Below are 23,056 nucleotides of genomic sequence, written 5' to 3'. Positions count from 1 at the left end.
TCTAAATTAGCAATAATTGCGAAATGTCAATAAAAATAAGATGAAAATATGAATATTTTCATCTTACTCAGCATTTTCAAAAATTTTATCTTTGTTCGGGATAAATTACTTCAGATGTAACCCATTTCATCCATACTTGCTCTAATAATGGGATTATTGAGGTACTGTCTTCAACCATTGTATTAAGTGCAGACAAAACATTTTCTAATGAATTTGGTTGTTCTTGTAGATAACTTAACAACCAGTAATCTAACTCTGAAAGGATTTGTTGCTGAATCCTAAAATCACTATCACGCCATATAATAACTTGAATTGGCGTATCATCAAATTGTTTAAAGTCACTTGATAAAAAATCAACTTCATAACTTTTTAAATAAGCTGCGCCAGATAATTGCATTACGCTATGTCTATCCCACTCAAATTTTTCAGGCACTTTAGCTAAAGAAACTTCTGCAAGTAATTGTGTATTTTCAAAATCCATCAATGCCAATATATTTGCATCAAATATCTCTTTTTCTTGACAAAACAAGAGAAATTCTCCTGCAATATCTTGGAAATAAGGAGAATGCGCATTACCATTTTGTACAAAATTTTCTTTAGCATTTTTCCAATACTCTGGCTCAATATGTAATGGTGCTTCAACAAAACAACGATCAATAAAACCAAAAGCATTATTACGAACTAAACGTGTATATACCGCTAAACGGTTTGCAGCATAACCATTTAAAGGATCTGCATTACCTAACCGAATAGCATTTGCCAGTGCTTGCTGAGTTTCTTTCAGTAATGACTTAGGCTGCATAAGACATTACCTCTGTGTGAGCGTATTTTTGCTGTAATTGTGCAATATGCTCAACTTCGGCGTAAAGTTCTGCAAATGGTGGGAAGTTGAAATCACGTTCCAATAATGTTGGGGGAATCGTAGGTAGTCGTTGATAGGCATATTCGAGTAAATCCCATACAGTGCCTTTTACAGCTTCACCGTGTGTATCAATTAATAATTCAGGTAAATGGCGATATGCTCCTTTTACTTTATTAAATGATTCATCTGCTGAATTCTCCACAACTTGTGCAGCAGAATGTTCTTCATCGTGCCCTGCAATATGAATGTAATTAACACGTTTAACATCCACTTGATCTAAAAAGACATAAGGATCAAGCAATCCGTGATTAACACCATTAACATAAATATTATTCACATCTAAATGAATGCCACAATTAGCCTCTTGTGCAATAGCATTTAAAAATTCCACTTCATTCATTGTACTAGTTGGAGAATGCAAATAATAAGAAGTATTTTCTAATGAAATTTGCAATCCTAAGAAATCTTGCACATCACGTATTCGTTGCGCAACGTGTTTTACAGCTTCTTCTGTAAATGGCATAGGTAATAAATCATATAAATGCCCTTCACATTCACAATAACTTAAATGTTCAGAAAAGAAAGATGAATTATATTGATTCATTAGTGCTTTAGTATTACGGAGTAATTTGCGATCAAGTGGTGCTTGCCCACCTAAAGAAAGTGAAAGACCGTGTACTGCTAATGGAAATCTTTCTGCTGCTTGATCAAATTGATAACGAGCCATTCCACCCATTTTACTCCAATTTTCTGGTGCGACTTCAATAAATTGAATAGCGTTGTTTGGGGGAAGTTGTAAAAAATCCTCAGCTAAATTCCGACGATAACCTAATCCAGCACCTTGTAATTTCATAATTAACTCCTTTTTTAATAAAAGCTGGCATAAATTCTTACACCAGCATAATTATTATTCTTATTTAGAACCGCATTTACCCTCGCCACATTTACCTTCAGCAGATTTAGCTTTGTCTGCACCGCATTTGCCTTCACCACATTTACCTTCTGCAGCTTTCGTTTTGACACATTTATCGCCCACACAAGGTGTTGCTGTATTATCAGTATTGCTTGACTTTGATTCAGCCTGTGCTGCTGTCGCTACTGCCATCGTTAATGCACCTGCTAATGCTGTTAAGGTTGCTAATTTTTTCATTTGAATAATCTCCTAAAGTTTGAGTTTTGAATAAATAATTAGAGAAATTTCAACCAGCTTTTAGTTGGATAAACCTTCTTAATAAGCGTGTCTAAAGAGAGTTTCCCCGCTCCCTGTGTAATTAAGATTAATAAAGTCACCACATAAATTAATGGTAATTTATAACCATTATCACATACGTTATAACCTGAATCGGCGTGAATGCTATACCACGCGACAGAGATTAAAATCGTTAAACTTAATGCACTAAAACGTGTTAGCACCCCAAATATCAGCAAGAATGGGAAAATTAATTCTGATCCCATTGCAACGTGCCAATTAATATCGGCAGGAATAAGATTAAATGGAAAAGGAAAACGATCTTGTATTTCAGCGAACCAATTTTGTCCATTCCATTTTTCTAATCCTGATTCAAAAAACTCCCACGCGAGAAAAAAGCGTAAAATCAATAAACTTACGCCACTGCCGATACCTTGCATCTTACAATCCTTCATTTTTTTACCTTTCAAATTTTCTCGCTTTTAAAGCGAAAAGTGTATTGAGTTACTTATCTTACCACACTAGGAAATATTACCCAGTTACTTAGTTAGTCGAAGATAAACCTTGTTTCTTACAAATTTTTTTGAAAAATTTTAACTATCAACAAAAATCAGGTAATATGCGCACGAATTTTTTAACCCCTTAATTTGGAGTAAATCACTTATGGCAATGAATAATATTCTCGGATTATTTGCCCATTCGCCTCTCAAGCCGTTACAAAAACACTCTGAAAAAGTGACCGAATGTAGCGATCTTTTGATTCCTTTTTTTCAAACGACTTTCTCAAAGAATTGGGAACAAGCGGAAGAAAAACGCTTAGAAATTTCTCAATGCGAACGTGAGGCAGATAGTTTAAAACGCGAAATTCGGTTGAAATTGCCACGTGGTTTATTCTTACCTATCGATCGTACTGATCTTTTAGAATTAGTCACGCAACAAGATAAACTTGCCAATTATGCCAAAGATATTGCAGGCCGTATGATTGGTCGTCAATTTGGTATTCCTGAAGAAATGCAGGAAGAATTCTTACATTACGTAAAACGTAGTTTAGATGCAATTCATCAAGCCCACCGAGTAATCGAAGAAATGGATAAGCTATTAGAAACGGGTTTTAAAGGTCGTGAACTCAAATTAGTCAATGATATGATTCAAGAACTTGATTCAATTGAAGATGATACAGACCAAATGCAGATCAAATTGCGTAAAATGCTTTACACCATCGAAAGCCGTTATAATCCAATTGATGTAATGTTCTTATATAAAATTATTGAATGGGTTGGCGTTTTGGCTGACCAAGCACAACGTGTCGGTTCGCGCATTGAATTAATGCTGGCGCGTTCATAATCAACAAAACATAGGAAATTAACTATGGAAATTATTAGTCAATATGGTTCTTGGTTGGTGTGGATCACAGCAGCCTTTGGCTTTTTTATGGCGTTCGGAATTGGAGCAAATGATGTCTCAAACTCAATGGGTACATCCGTAGGATCTGGTACTGTAACAGCCAAACAAGCAATTATTATTGCGTTAATTTTTGAATCTGCTGGAGCCTATTTAGCTGGTGGCGAAGTAACACAAACCATAAAAAGTGGCGTAATCGACCCAATGCAATTTGTTGATACACCCGATATTTTAGCCTTAGGTATGCTTTCAACCTTATTTGCATCAGGTGCTTGGTTATTTATTGCAACCAAAATGGGTTGGCCAGTTTCTGGTACACACACTATTATTGGTGCAATTATTGGATTTGCCTGTATTACGATTGGCCCTAGTTCTGTAGATTGGTCAAATATTGGCAGCATCGTTGGTAGCTGGTTTATCACGCCTGTCATCTCGGGTATTTTGGCTTATGCAATCTTTGCAAGTACGCAAAAACTTATTTTTGATACTGAACAGCCATTAAAAAATGCACAAAAATATGGCCCTTATTATATGGGGATAACCATGTTTGTACTTTGTATCGTAACGATGAAAAAAGGCTTAAAACACATAGGCTTAAATCTTTCAAATAGTGAAACTTTAATTATTTCACTTGTCATCAGTCTTATCGGAATGTTGTTCTTCCATTTCTATTTCAAAAGTAAAACATTTACTCAATCTGCAAGTAAAGGCACCTTTGGTGCGGTAGAAAAAGTCTTCAGTATATTAATGTTATTAACCGCTTGTGCGATGGCATTTGCGCACGGTTCTAATGATGTTGCTAATGCTATAGGTCCTCTTTCTGCGGTGGTCTCCATTGTAAATGAAGGAGGAAAAATTGCCTCTAATAGCACTCTTGCATGGTGGATTTTACCCTTAGGCGCATTAGGTATTGCAGTAGGATTAATCACTATGGGGCAAAAAGTGATGGCGACTGTTGGATCTGGGATCACCGATTTAACGCCAAGCCGTGGCTTTGCCGCTCAATTTGCTACTGCGATGACCGTTGTCGTGGCATCAGGCACAGGCTTACCCATCTCAACAACACAAACACTTGTTGGAGCTATTTTAGGTATCGGCTTTGCACGTGGTATCGCAGCACTGAATTTAACGGTTATCCGAAACATCATTAGTTCTTGGATCGTCACATTACCAGCAGGTGCATTTTTCGCCATCATTATTTTCTATGTGCTAAGAACTATCTTTAATTAATTGATCTCAATAAAAAGTGCGGTTAATTTTAACCGCACTTTTGTTGTGATGTTTAAGGGGAAAAAATGAAAAAGATCTATAAAGCCTTAATCTCATCTTTACTTTTAAGTACATCAATAAATGTTGCTTATGCGGAAACCCAATATGTTACTGAAAATTTAAGTACTTTCTTACGTCGTGGTGCTGGCGAACAATTTAAAATTGCAGGTTCAATTCAAGCAGGCGAAGCGGTAAATGTATTAGAACGCCAAGGCAAATACACACTCATTCGCGACAATAAAAATCGTGAAGCTTGGATTTTAAATTCAGACTTAAGTAGCACGCCAAGTAGTAAAGAAGAAAATCCAAAATTAAAAGCGCAAGTCCAAGAATTAACCTTAAAACTTAGTCGTTTAGATGGCGATTGGCAACAGCGTACCGTCGAAATGCAACGTCGAACCAAACAAGCTGAGCAACAAAGTGCGGATCTTTTAGAGCAAAATTCTCAACTTAAACGTGAACTTGAAATGACCAAAAATAAAAATCGTGATTTAGAAGCGATACTTGATGCAGGTAAACGAGAAATTGCGATCCAATGGTTTATTTATGGCGGTTCAGTATTAGGTGTAGGCTTACTTTTCGGCTTGCTCATTCCTTATGTGTTACCAAAACGTCGCCGTCGCGATGGCTGGGTATAATCACAAATGAAAATTTATTTAGTTGGTGGGGCTGTTCGCGATCAATTATTGGGGTTACCAGTAAAAGATCGTGATTGGATTGTGGTAGGCGCAGATCCCGCTACGCTACTCTCTCTCGGTTATCAGCAAGTAGGCAAAGATTTTCCAGTTTTTCTCAATCCTAAAACAAAAGAAGAATATGCGCTTGCCCGAACAGAACGTAAATCTAGCACAGGTTACACGGGCTTTATTTGTGATTTCTCCCCAACAATCACATTAGAACAAGATTTAATTCGACGAGATCTCACTATTAACGCGATGGCTCAAAGCGAAGACGGTGAAATTATCGATCCTTATGGCGGAAAACAAGATTTAGAAAATCGAATTTTACGCCATATTTCTCCCGCTTTTTCAGAAGATCCTTTACGTGTATTGCGCGTGGCACGCTTTGCAGCCCGTTATCATTCTCTCGGTTTTAAAATCGCCTCGGAAACATTAGCTCTAATGGCAGAACTTGCCCTATCGGGAGAATTACAACATCTCACGGCGGAACGCGTTTGGCTAGAAACAGAAAAAGCCTTAAACGAAAAAAATCCTGAAATTTATTTTGAAACCTTACATAAAACAGGCGCATTAAGCGTTTTATTTCCTGAAATCGATGCTCTTTATGGGGTGCCAAATCCAGTAAAACATCATCCAGAAGTGGATAGTTTTATTCACACAATGTTGGTATTAAAACAAGCGGTTAATTTAACTGAAAATACCCCTATCCTAAATAAAAGTGCGGTCCGTTTTGCCGCAATTTGTCATGATCTTGGTAAGGCTCTTACGCCTCAAAATATCCTTCCTCATCATTATGGACATGAACAAGCTGGCATAAAACCAACTAGAACCTTGTGCAAACGCTTGAAAGTCCGAAGTTATTTTCAAGAACTTGCAGAACTGACTTGTGAATTTCACACGCATATTCACAAAGCCTTTGAGCTTCGAGCTGAAACCGTCATAACGCTGTTTAATCGTTTTGATGTGTGGAGAAAACCACAACACTTTCAAGAATTTCTACAAGTCTGTCTAGCTGATACTCGAGGTAGAACAGGTTTTGAAAATAAAGACTATCCACAAATAGATTACATTAATCAATTATTACAAGCGGCAAATGAAGTAGATGTACAGCAAGTTATTGCAGATGGATTTGAGAAACAAGAAATCAGAAATGAATTGACGAAACGAAGAATCTTAGCAGTTAAACAAGCAAAAGCGAATTACCAAAAAAATTAACAAATAAAAGTAACTTTACTCAATTAAACTAAATCCTTAAAATATGCGAGCTTATTGACTTGATGAATAATATGAAAACGTTTAAATTTCTTACCGCACTTTTTGCCACTGCTATTCTAACCGCTTGTACATTAGATATGGATCGACCTACAAATGTGCAATATATTGATAAAACAGATGCGATATGGCAACAGCATTTACAAAAGATTCAAAAAATTCAATCCTATCAAGCTAAAGGACAAATTGGTTATATCAGTCCTACAGAACGTTTTTCTAGCCGCTTTGAATGGCAATACCAAAATCCAAAATCTTATACGCTTAAACTCTATTCTTTAATCAGTAAATCTACCCTTTGGATTCAAATGCACCAAAGTGGGATGACAATTTCCGATAACAACGGCAATCAACAATCTGCAGCCAATGCCAAACTACTATTACAAGAGATCATTGGAATGGATGTGCCATTAGAACATTTAGCTTATTGGCTGAAAGGCGAACCAGCAATAAATGCAGATTATCAAGTCAGTACTAACCATTTACTTGGCGCATTTACTTATCATGTGGATGGTTCTCAATGGACAGCAGATTATCTCACTTATCACTCAAATAATTCGATGCCTGAAAACATTCTGCTAAAAAATGACAGCACGAAACAAACTCTAAAAATTCGCGTGGATGAGTGGATTTACTAATGAACACATTAATGAAATCACATCAATTTTCTACCGCACTTTGTCAAAACACAACTCAATCAAATGGGAAGTCATTACGCTTCCCTAGCCCCGCCAAGCTGAATTTATTTCTTTATATCAACGGAAAATTGCCGAACGGATACCACGAATTACAAACGCTTTTCCAATTTTTAGATTTCGGCGATTGGTTGGAAATTAGTATCCGTGAAGAAGATAATCAAATTGTTTTAACCCCAGAAATTCCAAATCTAAAAACGGAAGATAATTTGATTTATCGAGCTGCAAAACTTTTACAAGAAAAAGCCAATATTCAATTGGGTGCAAATATTCATTTAGATAAAATTCTTCCAATGGGAGGCGGTGTTGGTGGCGGTTCATCCAATGCAGCAACCGCATTGGTCGCTTTAAATTATTTATGGCAAGCCAATTTATCCATTGATGAACTGGCAAAATTGGGATTAACATTAGGGGCGGATGTGCCAATATTTGTACACGGACAGGCTGCTTTTGCTGAAGGCGTTGGGGAAAAAATCACTTATTGTGAACCTGCCGAAAAATGGTTTGTTGTATTAAAACCCGATGATTCCATATCAACGGCTGTCATCTTTCAAGATCCAAATTTACCACGTAATACACCGAAAAAATCCCTTGAACAACTTTTGAGTGAATCTTATAAAAACGATTGCGAAAAAGTTGTGGTAAATCATTATTCAAACGTTGAAAAAGCGTTAAACTGGTTGCTACAATATGCGCCGGCAAGACTAACAGGAACGGGAGCTTGTGTTTTTGCTGAATTTGATAATGAAGCAGAAGCGCAAGCGGTATTGAGACAAAAACCAGAAGCATTTTTTGGCTTTGTTGCGAAAGGATTCAATGTTTCTCCCTTGCACGCAATGTTGAAGCAGCTATCATCAATTCATATTCATCGACAATCTAAACCTGAGGTTTTATAAAATGCCTGACATTAAACTCTTCGCGGGTAATGCAACACCTGAACTTGCAAAACGTATTTCTGAACGTTTATATATTTCACTAGGCGATGCGACGGTCGCACGTTTCAGCGATGGTGAAATCCAAGTTCAAATTAATGAAAATGTGCGTGGTGCGGATGTATTTATCATCCAATCAACTTGTGCGCCAACCAATGATAACTTAATGGAATTGGTTGTGATGGTAGATGCGTTACGTCGCGCATCTGCTGGTCGTATTACTGCCGTGATTCCTTATTTCGGCTATGCTCGCCAAGATCGTCGTGTTCGTTCTGCTCGTGTGCCTATTACCGCTAAAGTTGTGGCAGATTTACTTTCAATTGTTGGTATTGACCGTGTCTTAACCTGCGACCTACACGCAGAACAAATCCAAGGTTTCTTTGATGTTCCCGTAGACAACGTATTTGGTTCGCCAGTTTTAATTCACGATATTTTGAAAAAATCTGATCTTGAAAATCCAATTGTTGTTTCCCCAGATATTGGCGGCGTTGTGCGTGCTCGCGCTGTCGCTAAATTATTAAACGATACGGATATGGCTATTATTGACAAACGTCGCCCTCGTGCAAATGTAGCACAAGTGATGCATATTATCGGTGATATTGCAGACCGTGATTGTATTTTGGTAGATGATATGATTGATACTGGCGGTACGCTTTGTAAAGCGGCAGAAGCATTAAAAGAACGTGGTGCAAAACGTGTTTTTGCTTATGCAACTCACGCCGTTTTCTCTGGTGCAGCAGCCAAAAACTTAGCTAGCGATGCCATTGATGAAGTTGTTGTTACCGATACTATTCCTCTATCAGAAGAAATGAAAGCTATCGGTAAAGTTCGTGTATTAACACTTTCTTCTATGCTAGCAGAAGCCATTCGCCGAATTAGCAACGAAGAATCTATTTCTGCGATGTTTAACTAAATTAAAATTTCAATAAAAAATACCGCACTTTTATTGCCAAAGTGCGGTATTTTTTTATTTACTTTATTTAACTGTATCTACTTTATTCAACCGTTACACGAGCAAATTTTCGTTTGCCCACTTGGTAAACATTTGTGCCTTTTGGTGCATTGTCTTTCACGTTATCTACTTTTTCGCCGTTGATTTTCACGCCGCCTTGTTGAGCAGAACGAATTGCTTCTGAAGTAGACGGAACAAGTCCCGCTTCTTTTAATAAAGTAGCTAAACCAATTTCGCCAGAGAAGGTAAATTCAGGCATTTCATCAGGTATCGCGCCTTTTTGGAAACGATTAATAAATTCCTGTTCTGCAGAGTTTGCTGCCTCTTCATTGTGGAAACGTGCAATTAATTCTTTTGCTAGTAAGATTTTTACATCACGAGGATTTTTGCCGTTTTCTACTTCCGATTTTAATTGTGCAATTTCGCTTAATGGACGAAATGAAAGAAGGTTATACCAATTCCACATGAGTTCATCAGAAATCGACATCACTTTACCGAACATATCGCTTGGTGCTTCCGTTACGCCGATATAGTTACCAAGTGATTTGGACATTTTTTTCTCGCCATCTAAGCCAACGAGTAATGGGAGTGTAATCGCAACCTGTGGTTTTTTGCCTGCTGATTTTTGTAATTCACGACCAACAAGTAAGTTGAATTTTTGGTCTGTACCGCCTAGTTCCACATCTGCATCTAATGCAACAGAATCGTAGCCTTGCAGTAATGGATAAATAAATTCATGGATGGCAATGGGTTGGTTGTTGCCAAAGCGTTTTTTGAAGTCGTCGCGTTCAAGCATACGTGCAACCGTATAGTTGCTTGCAAGGCGAATCATACCTTCTGTACCAAGTTTGCTTAACCATTCAGAGTTGAAGACGATTTTGGTTTTTTGTGGATCGAGAATTTTATAAATTTGCTCTTTATAGGTTTCAGCATTACGCAATACATCTTCACGGCTGAGTGGAGGACGCGTTGCATTTTTACCTGATGGATCGCCCACCATTCCAGTAAAATCGCCAATTAAGAAATAGACTTCATGACCGAGTTGTTGAAATTGACGTAATTTGTTTAATACAACAGTATGTCCTAAATGAATATCTGGTGCGGTTGGATCTGCGCCTAATTTTACTTTTAATGGGCGATTTTCTTTCAATTTTTCGATTAAATCCGCTTCTGAAAGGATTTCATCAGTACCACGCTTTAGTTCCGCGAGAACGGTATTAATGTCAGTCATTATTATTTCCTAATTATGTTTTTTGAAAGGTTTCATTATAGGGATTCTTAGCAATTTGTGAATAAAAAAAAACGCCTATTTGTGGGGAAATAGGCGGGAATGTTGGAGTGATTATCTAATATTGTTGTTGGAATGATTAGATGATAATTGTTATCAATAATCTTGTCAATAACTAAATGAAAATAATTATCAAAAAAATATTATTTTATATAAGGCACCGATTCTGTCAAAGAAAGTGCGGTAGGAATTTCATTAGAAATTTCAAATTGTCCCGCATAAGCATAGGCTTCAACACCTTGTTCCATTGCTTCTTTTAATAAGCGATCATATTCAGGATCGATATATTCCGCAATTTTGAAACGATCAAACCCATTATGTAACCCAGCAAACAGCACTACTGCTCGATGACCTTGTTTTTTCATTGCCAATAATTCTCGAACGTGTTTTTGTCCACGCGTAGTAACCGCATCGGGAAACATACCTAAATTACCTTTTACAAGCGTGATTGATTTCACTTCTACATAACAATCAAGCAAACCCTCGCCTTTTAGTAAGAAATCAATGCGGCTATTTTCCTCGCCGTATTTCACTTCAGGGTAAATTTCATCATACATTGCCAATTCTTTGATTTGCTTATTTTGCAATGCTTCAAAAACAAGCTGATTAGAACGATGCGTATTGATACAGCAAAGCTGTCCATTTGCGAGTTGAGTAAGCTCCCAAGAATGGGGATATTTACGAGTTTGACTATCGGAATGTGAATACCAAATTGTATCGCCTTTTTCTCCACATCCTGTCATCGCCCCAGTATTTGCACAATGAATTGTCATAACATCACCAGTTGGCAATTCAATATCCGCAAGAAAGCGTTTGTAACGACGAATTAATTTTGCCGATTGTAAAGCTGGAAGTTGCATAAAGTTCCTTATTTAAGTTTTTCTAAACGTTGTAAAATAGCGTTGTCGTTCATAGCTTGCATTTTTTTCATTCTCAAAGAAAGTAAGAATGCCGCAAAAGTGAGCGAGACCACAAAGGCAATCCAGAAACCTTTCGCATCAATGTGTGGCACAAGCCAATCTGTACGACCGAGCGTATAACCAAGTGGCACACCAATTACCCAATAAGAGAAAAGAGTAATATATAAAATCATTTTGGTATCTTTATAACCACGTAAAATGCCACCAACCACCATTTGAATGGTATCTGAAAATTGATAAAGTGCGGCAAATAATAATAAATTTGCCGCCATTGCAATGACAATTTCATCTGTTACGAAAATAGAGGCAATTTCATAACGGAAAAAAATCGTAATTAATGCAGTAATAATTGTCACAGTTAGCCCTAATAATAATGCGGCATAGCCAATTTTCTTCGCATTTTGTGGAGAACCTGCACCCAATGCTTGTCCAACTAAAATCGTCGTTGCCATACCAATCGACATAGGGAACATAAAAATAAAAGAACTGGTATTCAATGTGATTTGATGGCTTGCGACAATAGTTGCACCCAGCGGAGAAAGCATTAAGGACGTAAGTGCATATAACGCCACTTCGCAACAAATTGCAATGGCAATGGGTAATCCTAAACGCAGTAATTTTTTAAGTGTTTTCGGATTTGGCATTTCAATTAATTGACTAAATACTTTTAGTGAACGTTCTTGAGTATTCGTGTAGGAATAGAAAATCATCATTAAGCACATTGCCCAGTTCACAATAGCTGTCGCAATACCACAGCCCACCGCACCAAAAGCAGGCATACCAAATTTTCCATAAATAAAAATGTAATTAAGCGGAATATTAATCAATAAACCTAAAAAGGTAATGACCATTGCAGGCTTGGTTTTCTCAATCCCATCATTTAAACAACGAAAATTAATCAGCATCAAATAAGCTGGCAATCCCCACAACATGGCATGTAAATAATCGCGTGCTAAATCTGACATTTTGCTTTCCATTTGCATATATTGCAGCGGAATTTCACAGAAATAAATCAGTAAACCTAAAGGAATACTCACGCCTAACACAAGCCAAATGCCTTGGCGAACTTGATGTGCAATGCGATGGTGTTGGCCTGAACCATTCAAATAAGAAATTGTAGGCGGCAATGCCAACAATAAACCTTGCCCAAAAAACATCAATGGCATCCAAATTGAAGCACCAATAGAAATGGCTGCCATATCAGTGGAACTCACTCGCCCCGCCATAATGGTATCCGCTAATCCCATTGAGTTTTGTGCAATTTGCGCTAATAAAATAGGCAAGGAAATTTTAATCAACTTTTTAATATCAGCGTGGTATTGAGATAAAAGACGAAAATTCATAAATTTGATATACTGCTAAAAATTTTTAGAAAAGGAAAAAATTATGTTTACTGGAATTGTCCAAGGCACCGTCCCTATCCACTCCATTAAAGAAAAGGCTAATTTTAGAACACAAGTAGTAAAATTACCACCTGAAATGCGTAAAGATCTGGAAATTGGCGCATCAGTAGCAAATAACGGCGTATGTTTAACTGTAACTGAAATTAACGGCGATCTGGTTAGCTTTGATCTGATGCAAGAAACCTTAAGAATTACAAATCTCGGCACAGTAAAAGTGGGCGATTATGTGAATATCGAACGTGCTATGCAAATGGGAACGGAAATTGGCGGACATTTATTATCTGGTCATATTTATTGCACCGCAAAAATTTCAGATATTATCGCTAGTGAAAATAACCGACAAATTTGGTTCGAGCTGCCAAGCACAGATGTAATGAAATATATTTTAACGAAAGGATTTGTTGCGGTAGATGGCATTAGCCTCACTATTGGCGAAGTAAGAGACACACAATTCTGTGTGAATTTAATTCCTGAAACCTTGCAAAGAACTTTAATGGGGCAACGTAAAGTGGGCGATATTGTGAATATTGAAATCGATCCTCAAACGCAAGCCATTGTAGATACGGTAGAAAATTATTTGCAGTCAAAAAATTTTTAGTTCATTTAAAAATATTCGGTAATTGAATAGAGAATAGGCATAAAGCCTATTCTCACATCATCAAGTATTACTGCAACGCTTTCTCAATTTTTTCAAATAAATCTTTTGACAGATTTTCTACAATGCTTAGGCGTTCTAAAGCTCGTTTCATCAAGGTTTGGCGTTGAGCATCAAAGCGAGAAAAACGAATTAATGGCTCGATTAAACGCGCAGCCACTTGCGGATTACTTTCATTTAAACGGATTAACACATCCGTTAAGAAACGATAGCCAGAACCGCTGACGTTGTGAAATGCTTTTAAATTGTGATTTGCAAAGCTACCTACTAATGCACGTAAACGGTTTGGATTATTAAAGTTAAAACTTGGGTGATCCATTAATAACTGAATAATTTCCAACACATTTTCATCTGGGCGAGTGGCTTGTAATGCAAACCATTTATCCATTACTAATCCATCGTGCTGCCATTTTTGTTCAAAATCAGCTAATAACGCATCTCTGCAAGGTAATGCCGCTTTAGTTGCAACACTTAATGCGGCTAAGGTATCTGTCATATTATTCGCATTATTGTAGTGTTTTTGCACTAGGTTGTTGCCCAAATTGGTATAAGCCAAATAAGTTAAGCAAAGATTTCGCATTGCACGCAAGGCGATGTCTTGTTGTGTAACTTGATATTCATCAAGACGAATATGGGTGTAAACACACAAGAAATCATCTTTTAAAGATTCTGCAATTTGCGCTTGCATAAATTCTCTTGCGGCTGAAATGCCCTCAGGATCAATTGTTTTAAAACTTTCTGCAAACTCCATTTCTTTCGGCAGTGTGAGAATTAAGGTTGCCAATTCAATATCTTTCTCATAATGGTTCAGAACATAAGAAAGTGCGGTCAAAATTTCAGGCGAAATTTCTAAAGCCTCGCCTTGTTGGAAACGCACAACATTACGACGCAATTCTTGGGTAAATAACATTTGAGCCGCATCCCAACGGATAAATTGATTATCTGCAAATTTAAGCAAGCCTAATAACTGCTCCGTTTTATAATCATAATCCAGTTTTACTGGCGCAGAAAAATCACATAGCAATGCGGGAATTGGGCGACCATAAATGCCGTGAAACTCGAAGACTTGGTCTTTTTCAGTAATATTTAATACATCACTCAACAATTCGCCATTATGTTGTAGCATTTGTTTCGTGCCGTTCGCATCATAAAGCACGATTTTTAATGGAATATGTAAATTCACTTTTTCCATTTGATCAGCAGTTGGCGGTGTGGATTGTGAAACCGTTAAACGATAAATATGTGTTTTTTCGTCATAAGCATCGCTAATCAACAATTCTGGTGTACCCGATTGGCTATACCAACGGCGGAATTGGTTTAAATCGAGGTTATTTGCACGTTCCATCGCAGAAACAAAGTCTTCACAGGTTGCCGCTTTGCCATCGTTTTCAGCAATATAAAGTTGCATCCCTTTTTGAAAGCCTTGCTCCCCTAATAAAGTATGCAACATACGAATGACTTCTGCCCCTTTTTCATATACTGTCACCGTGTAAAAGTTATTCATTTCAATCACTTTTTCAGGGCGAATTGGGTGCGACATTGGGCTTGCATCTTCGGCAAATTGCACGGTGCGTAAAAATTTCACATTATTAATGCGATTCACCGCACGCGAACCTGTATCTGAAGAAAATTCTTGATCACGGAAAACCGTTAAACCTTCTTTCAAACTTAATTGAAACCAATCACGGCAGGTCACACGATTACCTGTCCAGTTATGGAAATATTCGTGTGCAATCACACTTTCAATGGCAAGATAATCCTCATCGGTTGCCGTTTGTGGATTTGCCAACACAAATTTAGAGTTAAAGATATTTAATCCTTTGTTTTCCATTGCGCCCATATTGAAAAAATCGACAGCAACGATCATATAAATATTGAGGTCGTATTCTAAATTAAAGCGATCTTCATCCCATTTCATCGCTTTTTTCAAACTTTCCATTGCCCAAGTTGCACGGTTAAGATTACCGCGATCCACATAAAGCTCTAACGCAACTTCACGGCCACTTTTAGTAATAAATTTATCTTGTAATAAATCAAAATCCCCCGCCACTAAAGCAAATAAATAGCTTGGTTTTGGGAATGGATCATTCCATTCCACCCAATGGCGACCATCTTCTAATTCGCCACTTGCAATGCGATTGCCATTAGAAAGTAAGAATGGATATTTAATTTTATCTGCCGTAATTTTGGTTGTGTAACGCGCCAATACATCTGGACGATCAAGCATATAAGTGATTTGACGGAAACCTTCCGCCTCACATTGCGTACAAATACCTTCGCCAGACTGATATAGCCCTTGTAATGACGTATTTTCAGCTGGTACAAGGAAGGTCACAATTTCAAGCTCAAATTCTTCCGCACTTTTGCCTTTCAAATCGAGCGTTAAACTCTCGCCATCTTGTTGATACGCAGAAAATGGCTCGCCATTAAATTTAATAGAAGAAAACTGGAAGCTATGCCCATCTAAACGTAAAGAAGTCGCTTCATTATTTAAGCGTTGGAATTTTGTGGTTGCGGTTACCACGGTATGTTTAGGATCGAGTTGAAAATCTAAATAAATGTCAGTGACCGTAAAATCTGGTTGTTTGTAATCTTTTCTATATTTTGCTTTGGCTAACATAATTTGACCTATTCTTATAAAAATTGTGCCTAGGATAAAATTTTATCCTTAAAGTTGCAATGGTATTTTCCTATAAAAACCATTTAGCAAACGTTTGCTCGATATATGTAATCTATGCTATTCTACACCACGTTTTTAATTAAAAAATTGAGAAAATAGCATGTCAAAAACTGCACAAATTGCCGTTGTAATGGGTTCCAAAAGCGATTGGGCTACAATGCAAGAGGCAACTCAGATTTTGGATGAATTAAAAGTACCTTATCATGTGGAAATCGTCTCTGCTCATCGTACGCCTGATAAACTTTTTGAATTTGCTGAAAATGCACAAAAAAATGGTTACAAAGTAATTATTGCTGGTGCAGGCGGTGCGGCACATTTACCTGGTATGATCGCAGCCAAAACACTTGTGCCAGTGCTGGGGGTGCCAGTAAAAAGTTCTATGTTAAGTGGTGTGGATAGTCTTTATTCAATTGTGCAAATGCCAAAAGGGATTCCAGTCGGAACATTAGCGATTGGCCCTGCAGGCGCGGCAAATGCTGGATTGTTAGCGGCACAAATTCTAGCAGGTTGGGATGATGCGTTATTCGCTCGCCTACAAGCATTCCGCGAAAATCAAACCAATATGGTATTGGACAATCCTGATCCACGCACATAAAAACATCTTTAGATCTGACCGCACTTTTAAAGTGCGGTTGTTTTTTCGTAAATTTAACGAGAAATATTATGCAAAACTCCACCTTATACCCAACGGTTTATATACTTGGCAACGGACAACTCGGCAAAATGTTAGGTTATGCTGGCGCACCTTTAGATATTTATGTTGAACCTTTAGCCTTCAATGCGCCAGTTTTTGACTTACCTGAAAATGCGATCATCACGGCGGAAATTGAACGCTGGGAAAAAACGCCTTTGACTGAATTACTCGGCAATCATAAAAACTTCGTTAATCAACATGTATTTGGATTATTAGCCGATCGTTTTACGCAAAAATCCTTACTTGATGAACTCAATCTTTCTACCTCGCCTTGGTGTTTATTAAAAGATAAAACGCAATGGAATGATGTTTTCCAAACTGTTGGCGAGAAAGTCGTCGTCAAACGTAGAACAGGCGGATATGATGGGCGTGGTCAATGGATTATCTGCGATGAAAATAAAGCGGACATCACTGATGACTTATTTGCTGAAGTGATCGCAGAAAAATTTATTCCTTTCGATTATGAAGTTTCTATTGTGGGCGCAAGGCTTAAAAATTGCGAAAAGCGTTTTTATCCCGTTACGCATAACCTGCAACAAAATGGTATTTTGCGTTACAGTGTGATTGATAATGCATTTCCTGAACAATCCGCACAACAAAAACAAGCTGAAACAATGCTCGGCAAAATTATGGATAAATTAGGCTATGTGGGTGTGATGGCAATGGAATGTTTTGTTGTAGGCGACAAATTACTGATTAACGAACTTGCGCCTCGTGTACATAACAGTGGACATTGGACACAACTAGGATGCTCGATTAGCCAATTTGAATTACATTTACGTGCGCTACTTGATTTGCCAACGCCTGACTTACAAATTTTTGCCCCAAGTGTAATGGTAAATTTAATCGGCACAAACCATAATCCAAAATGGCTTAATATACCTTTTGCACAACTTCATTGGTACGGTAAAGAAGTGAGGGCAGGGCGTAAGGTTGGGCATATCAATCTTTCTCATCCCAATAAAGCGGTCATTATTCAACAATTAGAAAAACTTCGCTCTGAGTTACCCGAAGATTATCAATCTGGATTAAATTGGGCGATTGAAAAACTAAAATAATGTAAAAAATGACCGCACTTTTTGATGAATATTTAAAAATATCAAAGTGCGGTTAATTTTTATAAAAATCTTTCTTGATAAAATAAAACGGCTGAAGTATAAAATTATCCACCACACAACTGACATACATAAGGAAAAGCTATGTTTGAACATATCAAAGCGGCACCAGCCGATCCCATCTTAGGCTTAGGCGAAGCATTCAAATCCGAAACTCGCGAAAATAAAATTAACTTGGGTATTGGCGTTTATAAAGATGCGCAAGGCACAACCCCAATTATGCGCGCGGTAAAAGAAGCCGAAAAACGATTATTTGATAAGGAAAAAACCAAGAATTATCTGACTATCGATGGTATTGCGGATTATAACGAACAAACAAAAGCACTCCTTTTCGGTAAAGATTCTGAAGTCATCCAATCTAATCGAGCAAGAACAGTACAAAGTTTAGGCGGAACAGGTGCATTACGCATTGCGGCAGAATTTATTAAACGCCAAACTAAAGCACAAAATGTTTGGATCAGCACACCAACTTGGCCAAACCACAATGCGATTTTCAATGCTGTCGGTATGACCATTCGTGAATATCGTTATTATGATGCTGAACGCAAAGCCCTTGATTGGGAACACTTATTAGAAGATTTAAGCCAAGCAAGCGAAGGCGATGTGGTGCTTTTACACGGTTGTTGCCATAATCCGACTGGTATTGACCCTACTCCAGAACAATGGCAAGAATTAGCCGCACTTTCAGCTAAAAATGGTTGGTTGCCACTCTTTGACTTTGCTTATCAAGGTTTAGCCAACGGATTAGATGAAGATGCTTATGGTTTACGTGCTTTTGCAGCAAACCACAAAGAATTATTAGTGGCGAGTTCATTCTCGAAAAACTTTGGTTTATATAATGAACGTGTTGGTGCATTTACCCTTGTGGCAGAAAATGCAGAAATTGCATCAACCTCATTAACCCAAGTAAAATCAATTATTCGCACCCTATACTCTAACCCAGCTTCTCACGGCGGGGCGACCGTAGCAACAGTATTAAATGATGCTCAACTTCGCCAAGAATGGGAAAATGAATTAACTGAAATGCGTGAACGCATCAAAAAAATGCGTCACTTATTCGTTCAGTTATTAAAAGAATATGGTGCAGAACAAGATTTCAGCTTTATCATTGAACAAAACGGTATGTTCTCTTTCAGTGGATTAACAGGGGAACAAGTGGATCGTTTAAAAAATGAATTTGCCATTTACGCTGTTCGTTCTGGTCGTATCAACGTAGCTGGAATCACAGAAGATAATATTCGCTATCTATGTGAAAGTATCGTGAAAGTACTTTAATTAGAGTTAGAAATCATCTCTAACCTAAAATAGAGCAAATATAAATAGTTAAAGCCTTGATTATCAAGGCTTTAATTTTATCTAATCATTAACAAATTCTCGGCAATGGTTCATTTGTTGGTAAATCTAACAATCGACTTTGTCCAAAAATGCCTACTAAACGCACTTTTTTATCGGTTATTACTTCACCAATCACAGCCGCATTTTTACCTAATGGATATAGAAATCATAAACTGATAATTTCTGTGGCTAATTCGTTAATAAATCCATGATGATGGGATGAAATCAAAATGGGTAAGGAAAGTTCTCGCAAAAGTGCGGTCAATTTTTCAGTATTTTTTCGATCTAATCCATTGGTGGGTTCATCTAATAATAAGATTTTTGGCTGCATCGCTAAGACACCTGCAAGTGCGGTAAAATTTTTCTCACCACCAGATAAGGTATGTACCATACGATCTTTTAAACGTGTGATACCAAGACGTTCTAATTGCTGCTCTGCGATATGATACGCCTGCTCTCTAGGCACATTTTGGTTTAATGGCCCGAAGGCAATATCATCCAATACTGTTGGGCCAAAAAGTTGATCATCCGCATTTTGAAAACAAATACCAATCGTGCCACGAAATGGCGCAAAATCTTTTTCTTTACGACAAACTTTGCCAAATAGTTTAATTTCCCCCTTGGTTACTGGAACAAATCCCAACAAAGCAAGCAGTAAAGTGGTTTTTCCTGAGCCAATTTCCCCTTGTACGAAAAGGCGTTTTTGACCTTCCAAGGTAAAACTCAAATCTTGAATAATCACTCTACCATTGCGTTCTATACAAAGATTATTTACAGCTAACATTTATTTTTCTCTCTTTTTGCCGAACTGAAAACCACGACATTTTAAAGCCATTTGCGCCGTTTCGGCTTTTAATAGGGCATGAATCAATAATAAAGCGACACTTTGAGCGGTCACATAAAGGGTTCGGCGATTAAGCCCAGGACGAAATCCACGAGCTCGCATAGCAATATCCATTTTTTGACGCAATTCGCCAAGCAGTGCAATGTAACGTACAGTCAGCACAAAAAGTTGAATTAATTTTTCTGGCAAAGGCAATTTGCCAATGGCTTGAACAAGCACCGCATCATTAATATTCCACAAAAAGAGCCAAAGAGAAATCAGCAATAAATGATTCCGTAAACTCAATTTTTCTGCTAATTCTATACCTTGAAAATTGAGTTCAATGCCATTTTCGCCAATTTGCCAACTTAATGTCGCCCACATTAAAGCAATAAAAATAACTAAAGCAAACCAACGTTTAAGATAGGGCAAAAAAGATTTTTGACTGAACTGCAGTGAAATAAAAAAGAGAGAAACTGCAAGTGCATTAAGGAGGATAAGCCAAGTGAGATCACTCAATCCACTAATGATTAGCCCCCAGATAAATAGATAAATCAACTTAAAGTGCGGTTGAAATAAGTGATGAATTTTCATTAAGAGAAATTCTCGGTACGATTCATGACTTCAGGATACATTTTACCAAGCAAGGTAATCACTCCTACGCTGATAATACTATCCAAAATAAATACCGGAATATGAGAGACTAGCAAGAGCCAAACAAGATTCAGATAACTTTTTCCACCATCTAACATCAGCACAAAAGAAGCAAGCGCGCCTGCCCCGCCAACGCCAATTACGCCAGATCCAATACCGACGAATAAGCGATCTTTTAAAGCCATGTTTGGTTGTAAACGAGAACGGAAAAGATAATGAGCAATCACTGCTGGCGTTGCCATCACGCATAGATTGACGCCTAACACTGCAAATCCGCCAAAAGAAAAGAAGATGACTTGCAATAAAAGTGCGATAAGAAACGCAGGAAAAACAGCCCACCCAAGGAATAAACCAGCCATACCATTTAAAATTAAATGCACACTACCAATTCCTACGGGGATATGAATAGTTCCAGCCACAAAAAATGCAGCGGCAAAAAGTGCGGTGAGCGGTAAACGTTCTGATTCTAAACGACGCAACCCCACGGCAATGCCCACAACAGCAAGCACTACGCCAGCTAATAAAATAGGCGTATGTAACACGCCTTCAGATAAATGCATTAAATACGTCCTTGTTTAATTTTACGCGCATTACGTAAAGCAATAAGTCCAGCAATACCAACGATATAACCAATTCCGCCTAAAATATCATGCAAATAAATTTTATCTTTTAAATGCGCAATATCTTCACGAAGCAACATTAAATCTGCACCGCTTTGATTTTCAGCAGAGGTATGAGCCGCAACAACAGACGCACGGTGTCCTTCCTCTCCTTCCACCACCACTTTTAAGGTGGTATGTGGCACATCAGCAATAGAAAGCTTAAATGCGCCTTGGCGGTCTGTTTTTCCAGTTAAAACAGGATCTGAAACACCCGAGCGGAAAACTTCTAAATAAGTTTCAGCTGCAGGGGTCATATCAGAATAATAGGATTTGCCAGAGAGTGTTTGCCCATCATATTGGGCAAACACATAAAGCGCATGGGCATAAGTATTCGGGAGATAGCAAGCCGCAAAAAGTGCGGTTAAAAAAACAATTTTTTTCATCCCAAATCCATATTATTGCGCGTCAAAAGTTAGCATATATTCCACAGAGCGACGATCGTAATCCGCATTATTTGTTACTTTTTCCTCAAACTCTGCCCATACTTTGTTGAAGCCTTTAGTTGGCGTAAATTGAGCGATACCTTTTTCATTGGTTAAATTGAACGGTGCATCTTCACTTACACCTACTTTAATCCCTTGAACGGGTTTACCATTATGTAAAACAAGGATAGAAAGTGGTTTGTTCGCTTGTGGTTTTTCTTGAGGAATCAATTCGTAAGCTTGTTGATGAGATTTGAAAGATTCAGCATCCCATTTCAAAATCGCTTTACCAAATTTAACAGGATTGGTACTAAATTCAGCAGTTGGTTCTTCACGTTTTGTTTTTTCAACGTATTTACCGCTTGGTAGTTTTGACCATACACCATTATCGAAATGAATGAATACTAAATCAGATTTAGGCATAAGATAGGCTTCGCCATTTCTGAATTGGTAATCAACAGCAGTTAATTTTCCTTGCGCATTTAAGGCTTGGATAGATTTAAGTTTAGATTCTGGATAGGTTTCAGTTTGTTCGTGTCCAAATTTCACTACGTATTCATTTTTAGCTGAAGTAGGTTCAAGCCAAACATTGTGTGCGTTAGCAACAGACATACCTAAAAGTGCGGTTAATCCCACGGCGATTTTTTTTAATTCCATTTTGGATACTCCTTGTTTGTTTAAGAAAATTTAGGCGTATGATAAAATATGAAGTAACTTTAGAATCAAGTCATTTTTTAAGGAAATTGATGAAAATTGGAGCGCTTGCTAAAGCCCTAGGCTGTACCGTAGAAACCATTCGTTATTATGAACAACAAGGTTTAATCCCGCCCCCAAAACGCACTTCAGGCAATTTTCGCCAATATAATGAAGAACACTTGCAACGTTTATCATTTATTTGTAACTGCCGAAATCTAGATATTTCATTAAGTGAAATAAAAACCCTACTGAATTTAGAAAACGCCTCCAAACAACAAGCAGAAGAAATTAATCGCGTGTTAGACAAACACATTAAAGAGGTGGCGACAAGGATTCACGAACTCGCCCATTTACGGATGAAATTAATTGAATTACGTGAGAAAGCAGTCTCGAATGATGAAGATCCAATGAAATTGCTATTGCAACATAGTGGCGTGAAATTTGTGCGATTAAAATAACC

The 23,056-nt window shown here is 37.7% G+C and carries 25 protein-coding genes and 1 pseudogene; 12 read left to right on the top strand and 14 right to left on the bottom strand.

Annotation, left to right across the window (positions count from 1 at the left end; translation table 11 throughout):
* Positions 1 to 85 precede the first annotated feature (85 nt).
* From ACPT8Q_RS05850 to ACPT8Q_RS05835, 4 genes are read right to left on the bottom strand one after another with little or no spacing between them, the layout of a single operon-like run.
* A complete protein-coding gene (locus tag ACPT8Q_RS05850; protein WP_005660567.1) occupies positions 86 to 802 on the bottom strand; it encodes an HvfC family RiPP maturation protein in 717 nt (238 codons plus the stop codon).
* Positions 792 to 1,715, bottom strand: coding sequence for an HvfB family MNIO-type RiPP peptide maturase (locus tag ACPT8Q_RS05845; RefSeq protein ID WP_005623843.1), 924 nt, complete (start codon positions 1,713 to 1,715; stop codon positions 792 to 794). The genes ACPT8Q_RS05850 and ACPT8Q_RS05845 overlap by 11 nt, the downstream gene beginning before the upstream one ends.
* Before the next feature lie 60 nt (positions 1,716 to 1,775).
* Positions 1,776 to 2,012 (bottom strand): HvfA family oxazolone/thioamide-modified RiPP metallophore, encoded by a 237-nt coding sequence (locus ACPT8Q_RS05840; protein ID WP_032824069.1) that lies wholly within the window; start codon positions 2,010 to 2,012, stop codon positions 1,776 to 1,778.
* Positions 2,013 to 2,050: 38 nt separating this feature from the next.
* The gene (locus ACPT8Q_RS05835) at positions 2,051 to 2,491 is read right to left on the bottom strand and encodes an HvfX family Cu-binding RiPP maturation protein (protein ID WP_005653243.1); all 441 of its coding nucleotides are present in this window, start codon (positions 2,489 to 2,491) and stop codon (positions 2,051 to 2,053) included.
* Positions 2,492 to 2,714: 223 nt separating this feature from the next.
* Between ACPT8Q_RS05835 and ACPT8Q_RS05830 the strand changes: the two genes are divergently transcribed.
* From ACPT8Q_RS05830 to ACPT8Q_RS05800, 7 genes are all read left to right on the top strand, one after another.
* Positions 2,715 to 3,395 (top strand): TIGR00153 family protein, encoded by a 681-nt coding sequence (locus ACPT8Q_RS05830; RefSeq protein ID WP_005647270.1) that lies wholly within the window; start codon positions 2,715 to 2,717, stop codon positions 3,393 to 3,395.
* A 24-nt stretch (positions 3,396 to 3,419) separates the two neighbouring features.
* On the top strand, positions 3,420 to 4,682 hold the full coding sequence (locus tag ACPT8Q_RS05825; RefSeq protein WP_021035309.1) for an inorganic phosphate transporter: 1,263 nt from the start codon (positions 3,420 to 3,422) through the stop codon (positions 4,680 to 4,682).
* Positions 4,683 to 4,747: 65 nt separating this feature from the next.
* The gene (locus tag ACPT8Q_RS05820) at positions 4,748 to 5,359 is read left to right on the top strand and encodes a TIGR04211 family SH3 domain-containing protein (RefSeq protein WP_048954422.1); all 612 of its coding nucleotides are present in this window, start codon (positions 4,748 to 4,750) and stop codon (positions 5,357 to 5,359) included.
* A 6-nt stretch (positions 5,360 to 5,365) separates the two neighbouring features.
* The gene (locus tag ACPT8Q_RS05815; RefSeq protein WP_048954423.1) at positions 5,366 to 6,616 is read left to right on the top strand and encodes a multifunctional CCA addition/repair protein; all 1,251 of its coding nucleotides are present in this window, start codon (positions 5,366 to 5,368) and stop codon (positions 6,614 to 6,616) included.
* Between the two features lie 71 nt (positions 6,617 to 6,687).
* The gene (lolB, locus tag ACPT8Q_RS05810; RefSeq protein WP_162690726.1) at positions 6,688 to 7,308 is read left to right on the top strand and encodes a lipoprotein insertase outer membrane protein LolB; all 621 of its coding nucleotides are present in this window, start codon (positions 6,688 to 6,690) and stop codon (positions 7,306 to 7,308) included.
* Between the two features lie 11 nt (positions 7,309 to 7,319).
* Positions 7,320 to 8,261 carry a 4-(cytidine 5'-diphospho)-2-C-methyl-D-erythritol kinase gene (gene ispE, locus ACPT8Q_RS05805; RefSeq protein WP_050949274.1) on the top strand — a complete coding sequence of 314 codons (942 nt, stop codon included), beginning with the start codon at positions 7,320 to 7,322 and terminating at the stop codon, positions 8,259 to 8,261.
* 1 nt (position 8,262) lies between these two features.
* Positions 8,263 to 9,210, top strand: a complete 948-nt coding sequence (locus tag ACPT8Q_RS05800; RefSeq protein WP_005657007.1) for a ribose-phosphate pyrophosphokinase — start codon at positions 8,263 to 8,265, stop codon at positions 9,208 to 9,210.
* Between the two features lie 82 nt (positions 9,211 to 9,292).
* Here the strand turns inward: ACPT8Q_RS05800 and tyrS are convergent, their stop codons facing one another.
* The 3 genes from tyrS to hmrM form a co-directional block, all read right to left on the bottom strand.
* Positions 9,293 to 10,480, bottom strand: a complete 1,188-nt coding sequence (gene tyrS / locus ACPT8Q_RS05795; protein WP_050949111.1) for a tyrosine--tRNA ligase — start codon at positions 10,478 to 10,480, stop codon at positions 9,293 to 9,295.
* A 200-nt stretch (positions 10,481 to 10,680) separates the two neighbouring features.
* A complete protein-coding gene (sfsA, locus tag ACPT8Q_RS05790; RefSeq protein WP_005647288.1) occupies positions 10,681 to 11,397 on the bottom strand; it encodes a DNA/RNA nuclease SfsA in 717 nt (238 codons plus the stop codon).
* Between the two features lie 8 nt (positions 11,398 to 11,405).
* Positions 11,406 to 12,800 (bottom strand): sodium-coupled multidrug efflux MATE transporter HmrM, encoded by a 1,395-nt coding sequence (gene hmrM, locus ACPT8Q_RS05785; RefSeq protein ID WP_050949110.1) that lies wholly within the window; start codon positions 12,798 to 12,800, stop codon positions 11,406 to 11,408.
* Positions 12,801 to 12,843: 43 nt separating this feature from the next.
* Between hmrM and ribE the strand changes: the two genes are divergently transcribed.
* Positions 12,844 to 13,458, top strand: coding sequence for a riboflavin synthase (ribE, locus tag ACPT8Q_RS05780; protein WP_006996444.1), 615 nt, complete (start codon positions 12,844 to 12,846; stop codon positions 13,456 to 13,458).
* A gap of 67 nt (positions 13,459 to 13,525) precedes the next feature.
* Here the strand turns inward: ribE and pepN are convergent, their stop codons facing one another.
* Entirely contained in the window at positions 13,526 to 16,135 is a 2,610-nt protein-coding gene (pepN, locus tag ACPT8Q_RS05775; protein ID WP_061671221.1) for an aminopeptidase N, read from the bottom strand.
* 160 nt (positions 16,136 to 16,295) lie between these two features.
* On the opposite strand from pepN, the gene purE reads away from it, so the two are divergent.
* The 3 genes from purE (at position 16,296) to ACPT8Q_RS05760 (ending at position 19,279) form a co-directional block, all read left to right on the top strand.
* A complete protein-coding gene (gene purE / locus ACPT8Q_RS05770) occupies positions 16,296 to 16,790 on the top strand; it encodes a 5-(carboxyamino)imidazole ribonucleotide mutase (RefSeq protein ID WP_050949108.1) in 495 nt (164 codons plus the stop codon).
* A 68-nt stretch (positions 16,791 to 16,858) separates the two neighbouring features.
* A complete protein-coding gene (gene purK, locus ACPT8Q_RS05765) occupies positions 16,859 to 17,947 on the top strand; it encodes a 5-(carboxyamino)imidazole ribonucleotide synthase (protein WP_061671222.1) in 1,089 nt (362 codons plus the stop codon).
* 141 nt (positions 17,948 to 18,088) lie between these two features.
* Entirely contained in the window at positions 18,089 to 19,279 is a 1,191-nt protein-coding gene (locus ACPT8Q_RS05760; RefSeq protein ID WP_061671223.1) for an amino acid aminotransferase, read from the top strand.
* An 88-nt stretch (positions 19,280 to 19,367) separates the two neighbouring features.
* On the opposite strand, the pseudogene ACPT8Q_RS05755 reads toward ACPT8Q_RS05760, so the two are convergent.
* The 6 genes and pseudogenes from ACPT8Q_RS05755 to ACPT8Q_RS05730 form a co-directional block, all read right to left on the bottom strand.
* Positions 19,368 to 19,499: pseudogene (locus ACPT8Q_RS05755) on the bottom strand (hydrogenase expression/formation protein HypE); the annotation flags it as partial.
* A 6-nt stretch (positions 19,500 to 19,505) separates the two neighbouring features.
* Positions 19,506 to 20,123, bottom strand: coding sequence for an energy-coupling factor ABC transporter ATP-binding protein (locus tag ACPT8Q_RS05750; RefSeq protein WP_061671224.1), 618 nt, complete (start codon positions 20,121 to 20,123; stop codon positions 19,506 to 19,508).
* Positions 20,124 to 20,756, bottom strand: a complete 633-nt coding sequence (locus ACPT8Q_RS05745; RefSeq protein ID WP_061671225.1) for an energy-coupling factor transporter transmembrane component T family protein — start codon at positions 20,754 to 20,756, stop codon at positions 20,124 to 20,126.
* Positions 20,756 to 21,376, bottom strand: coding sequence for a cobalt transporter CbiM (gene cbiM, locus ACPT8Q_RS05740; RefSeq protein ID WP_061671226.1), 621 nt, complete (start codon positions 21,374 to 21,376; stop codon positions 20,756 to 20,758). The genes ACPT8Q_RS05745 and cbiM overlap by 1 nt, the downstream gene beginning before the upstream one ends.
* Positions 21,376 to 21,861 (bottom strand): hypothetical protein, encoded by a 486-nt coding sequence (locus ACPT8Q_RS05735; RefSeq protein WP_061671227.1) that lies wholly within the window; start codon positions 21,859 to 21,861, stop codon positions 21,376 to 21,378. Before ACPT8Q_RS05735 ends, cbiM begins: the two co-directional genes overlap by 1 nt.
* 12 nt (positions 21,862 to 21,873) lie before the next feature.
* Positions 21,874 to 22,557 carry a DUF4198 domain-containing protein gene (locus ACPT8Q_RS05730; protein ID WP_061671228.1) on the bottom strand — a complete coding sequence of 228 codons (684 nt, stop codon included), beginning with the start codon at positions 22,555 to 22,557 and terminating at the stop codon, positions 21,874 to 21,876.
* An 89-nt stretch (positions 22,558 to 22,646) separates the two neighbouring features.
* Here ACPT8Q_RS05730 and ACPT8Q_RS05725 point away from each other — a divergent pair, with 89 nt between their 5' ends.
* Positions 22,647 to 23,054: a Cd(II)/Pb(II)-responsive transcriptional regulator gene (locus ACPT8Q_RS05725; protein WP_061671229.1), complete on the top strand. Its 408-nt coding sequence runs from the start codon at positions 22,647 to 22,649 to the stop codon at positions 23,052 to 23,054.
* Positions 23,055 to 23,056 lie beyond the last annotated feature (2 nt).

Origin of the sequence: Haemophilus sp. HN_Hi10, assembly GCF_049821985.1 — a bacterium.
Taxonomy (GTDB): domain Bacteria; phylum Pseudomonadota; class Gammaproteobacteria; order Enterobacterales; family Pasteurellaceae; genus Haemophilus; species Haemophilus influenzae_D.
Note: the sequence above shows the minus strand (reverse complement) of the source record. Positions and strands in the feature narration are given on the sequence as shown.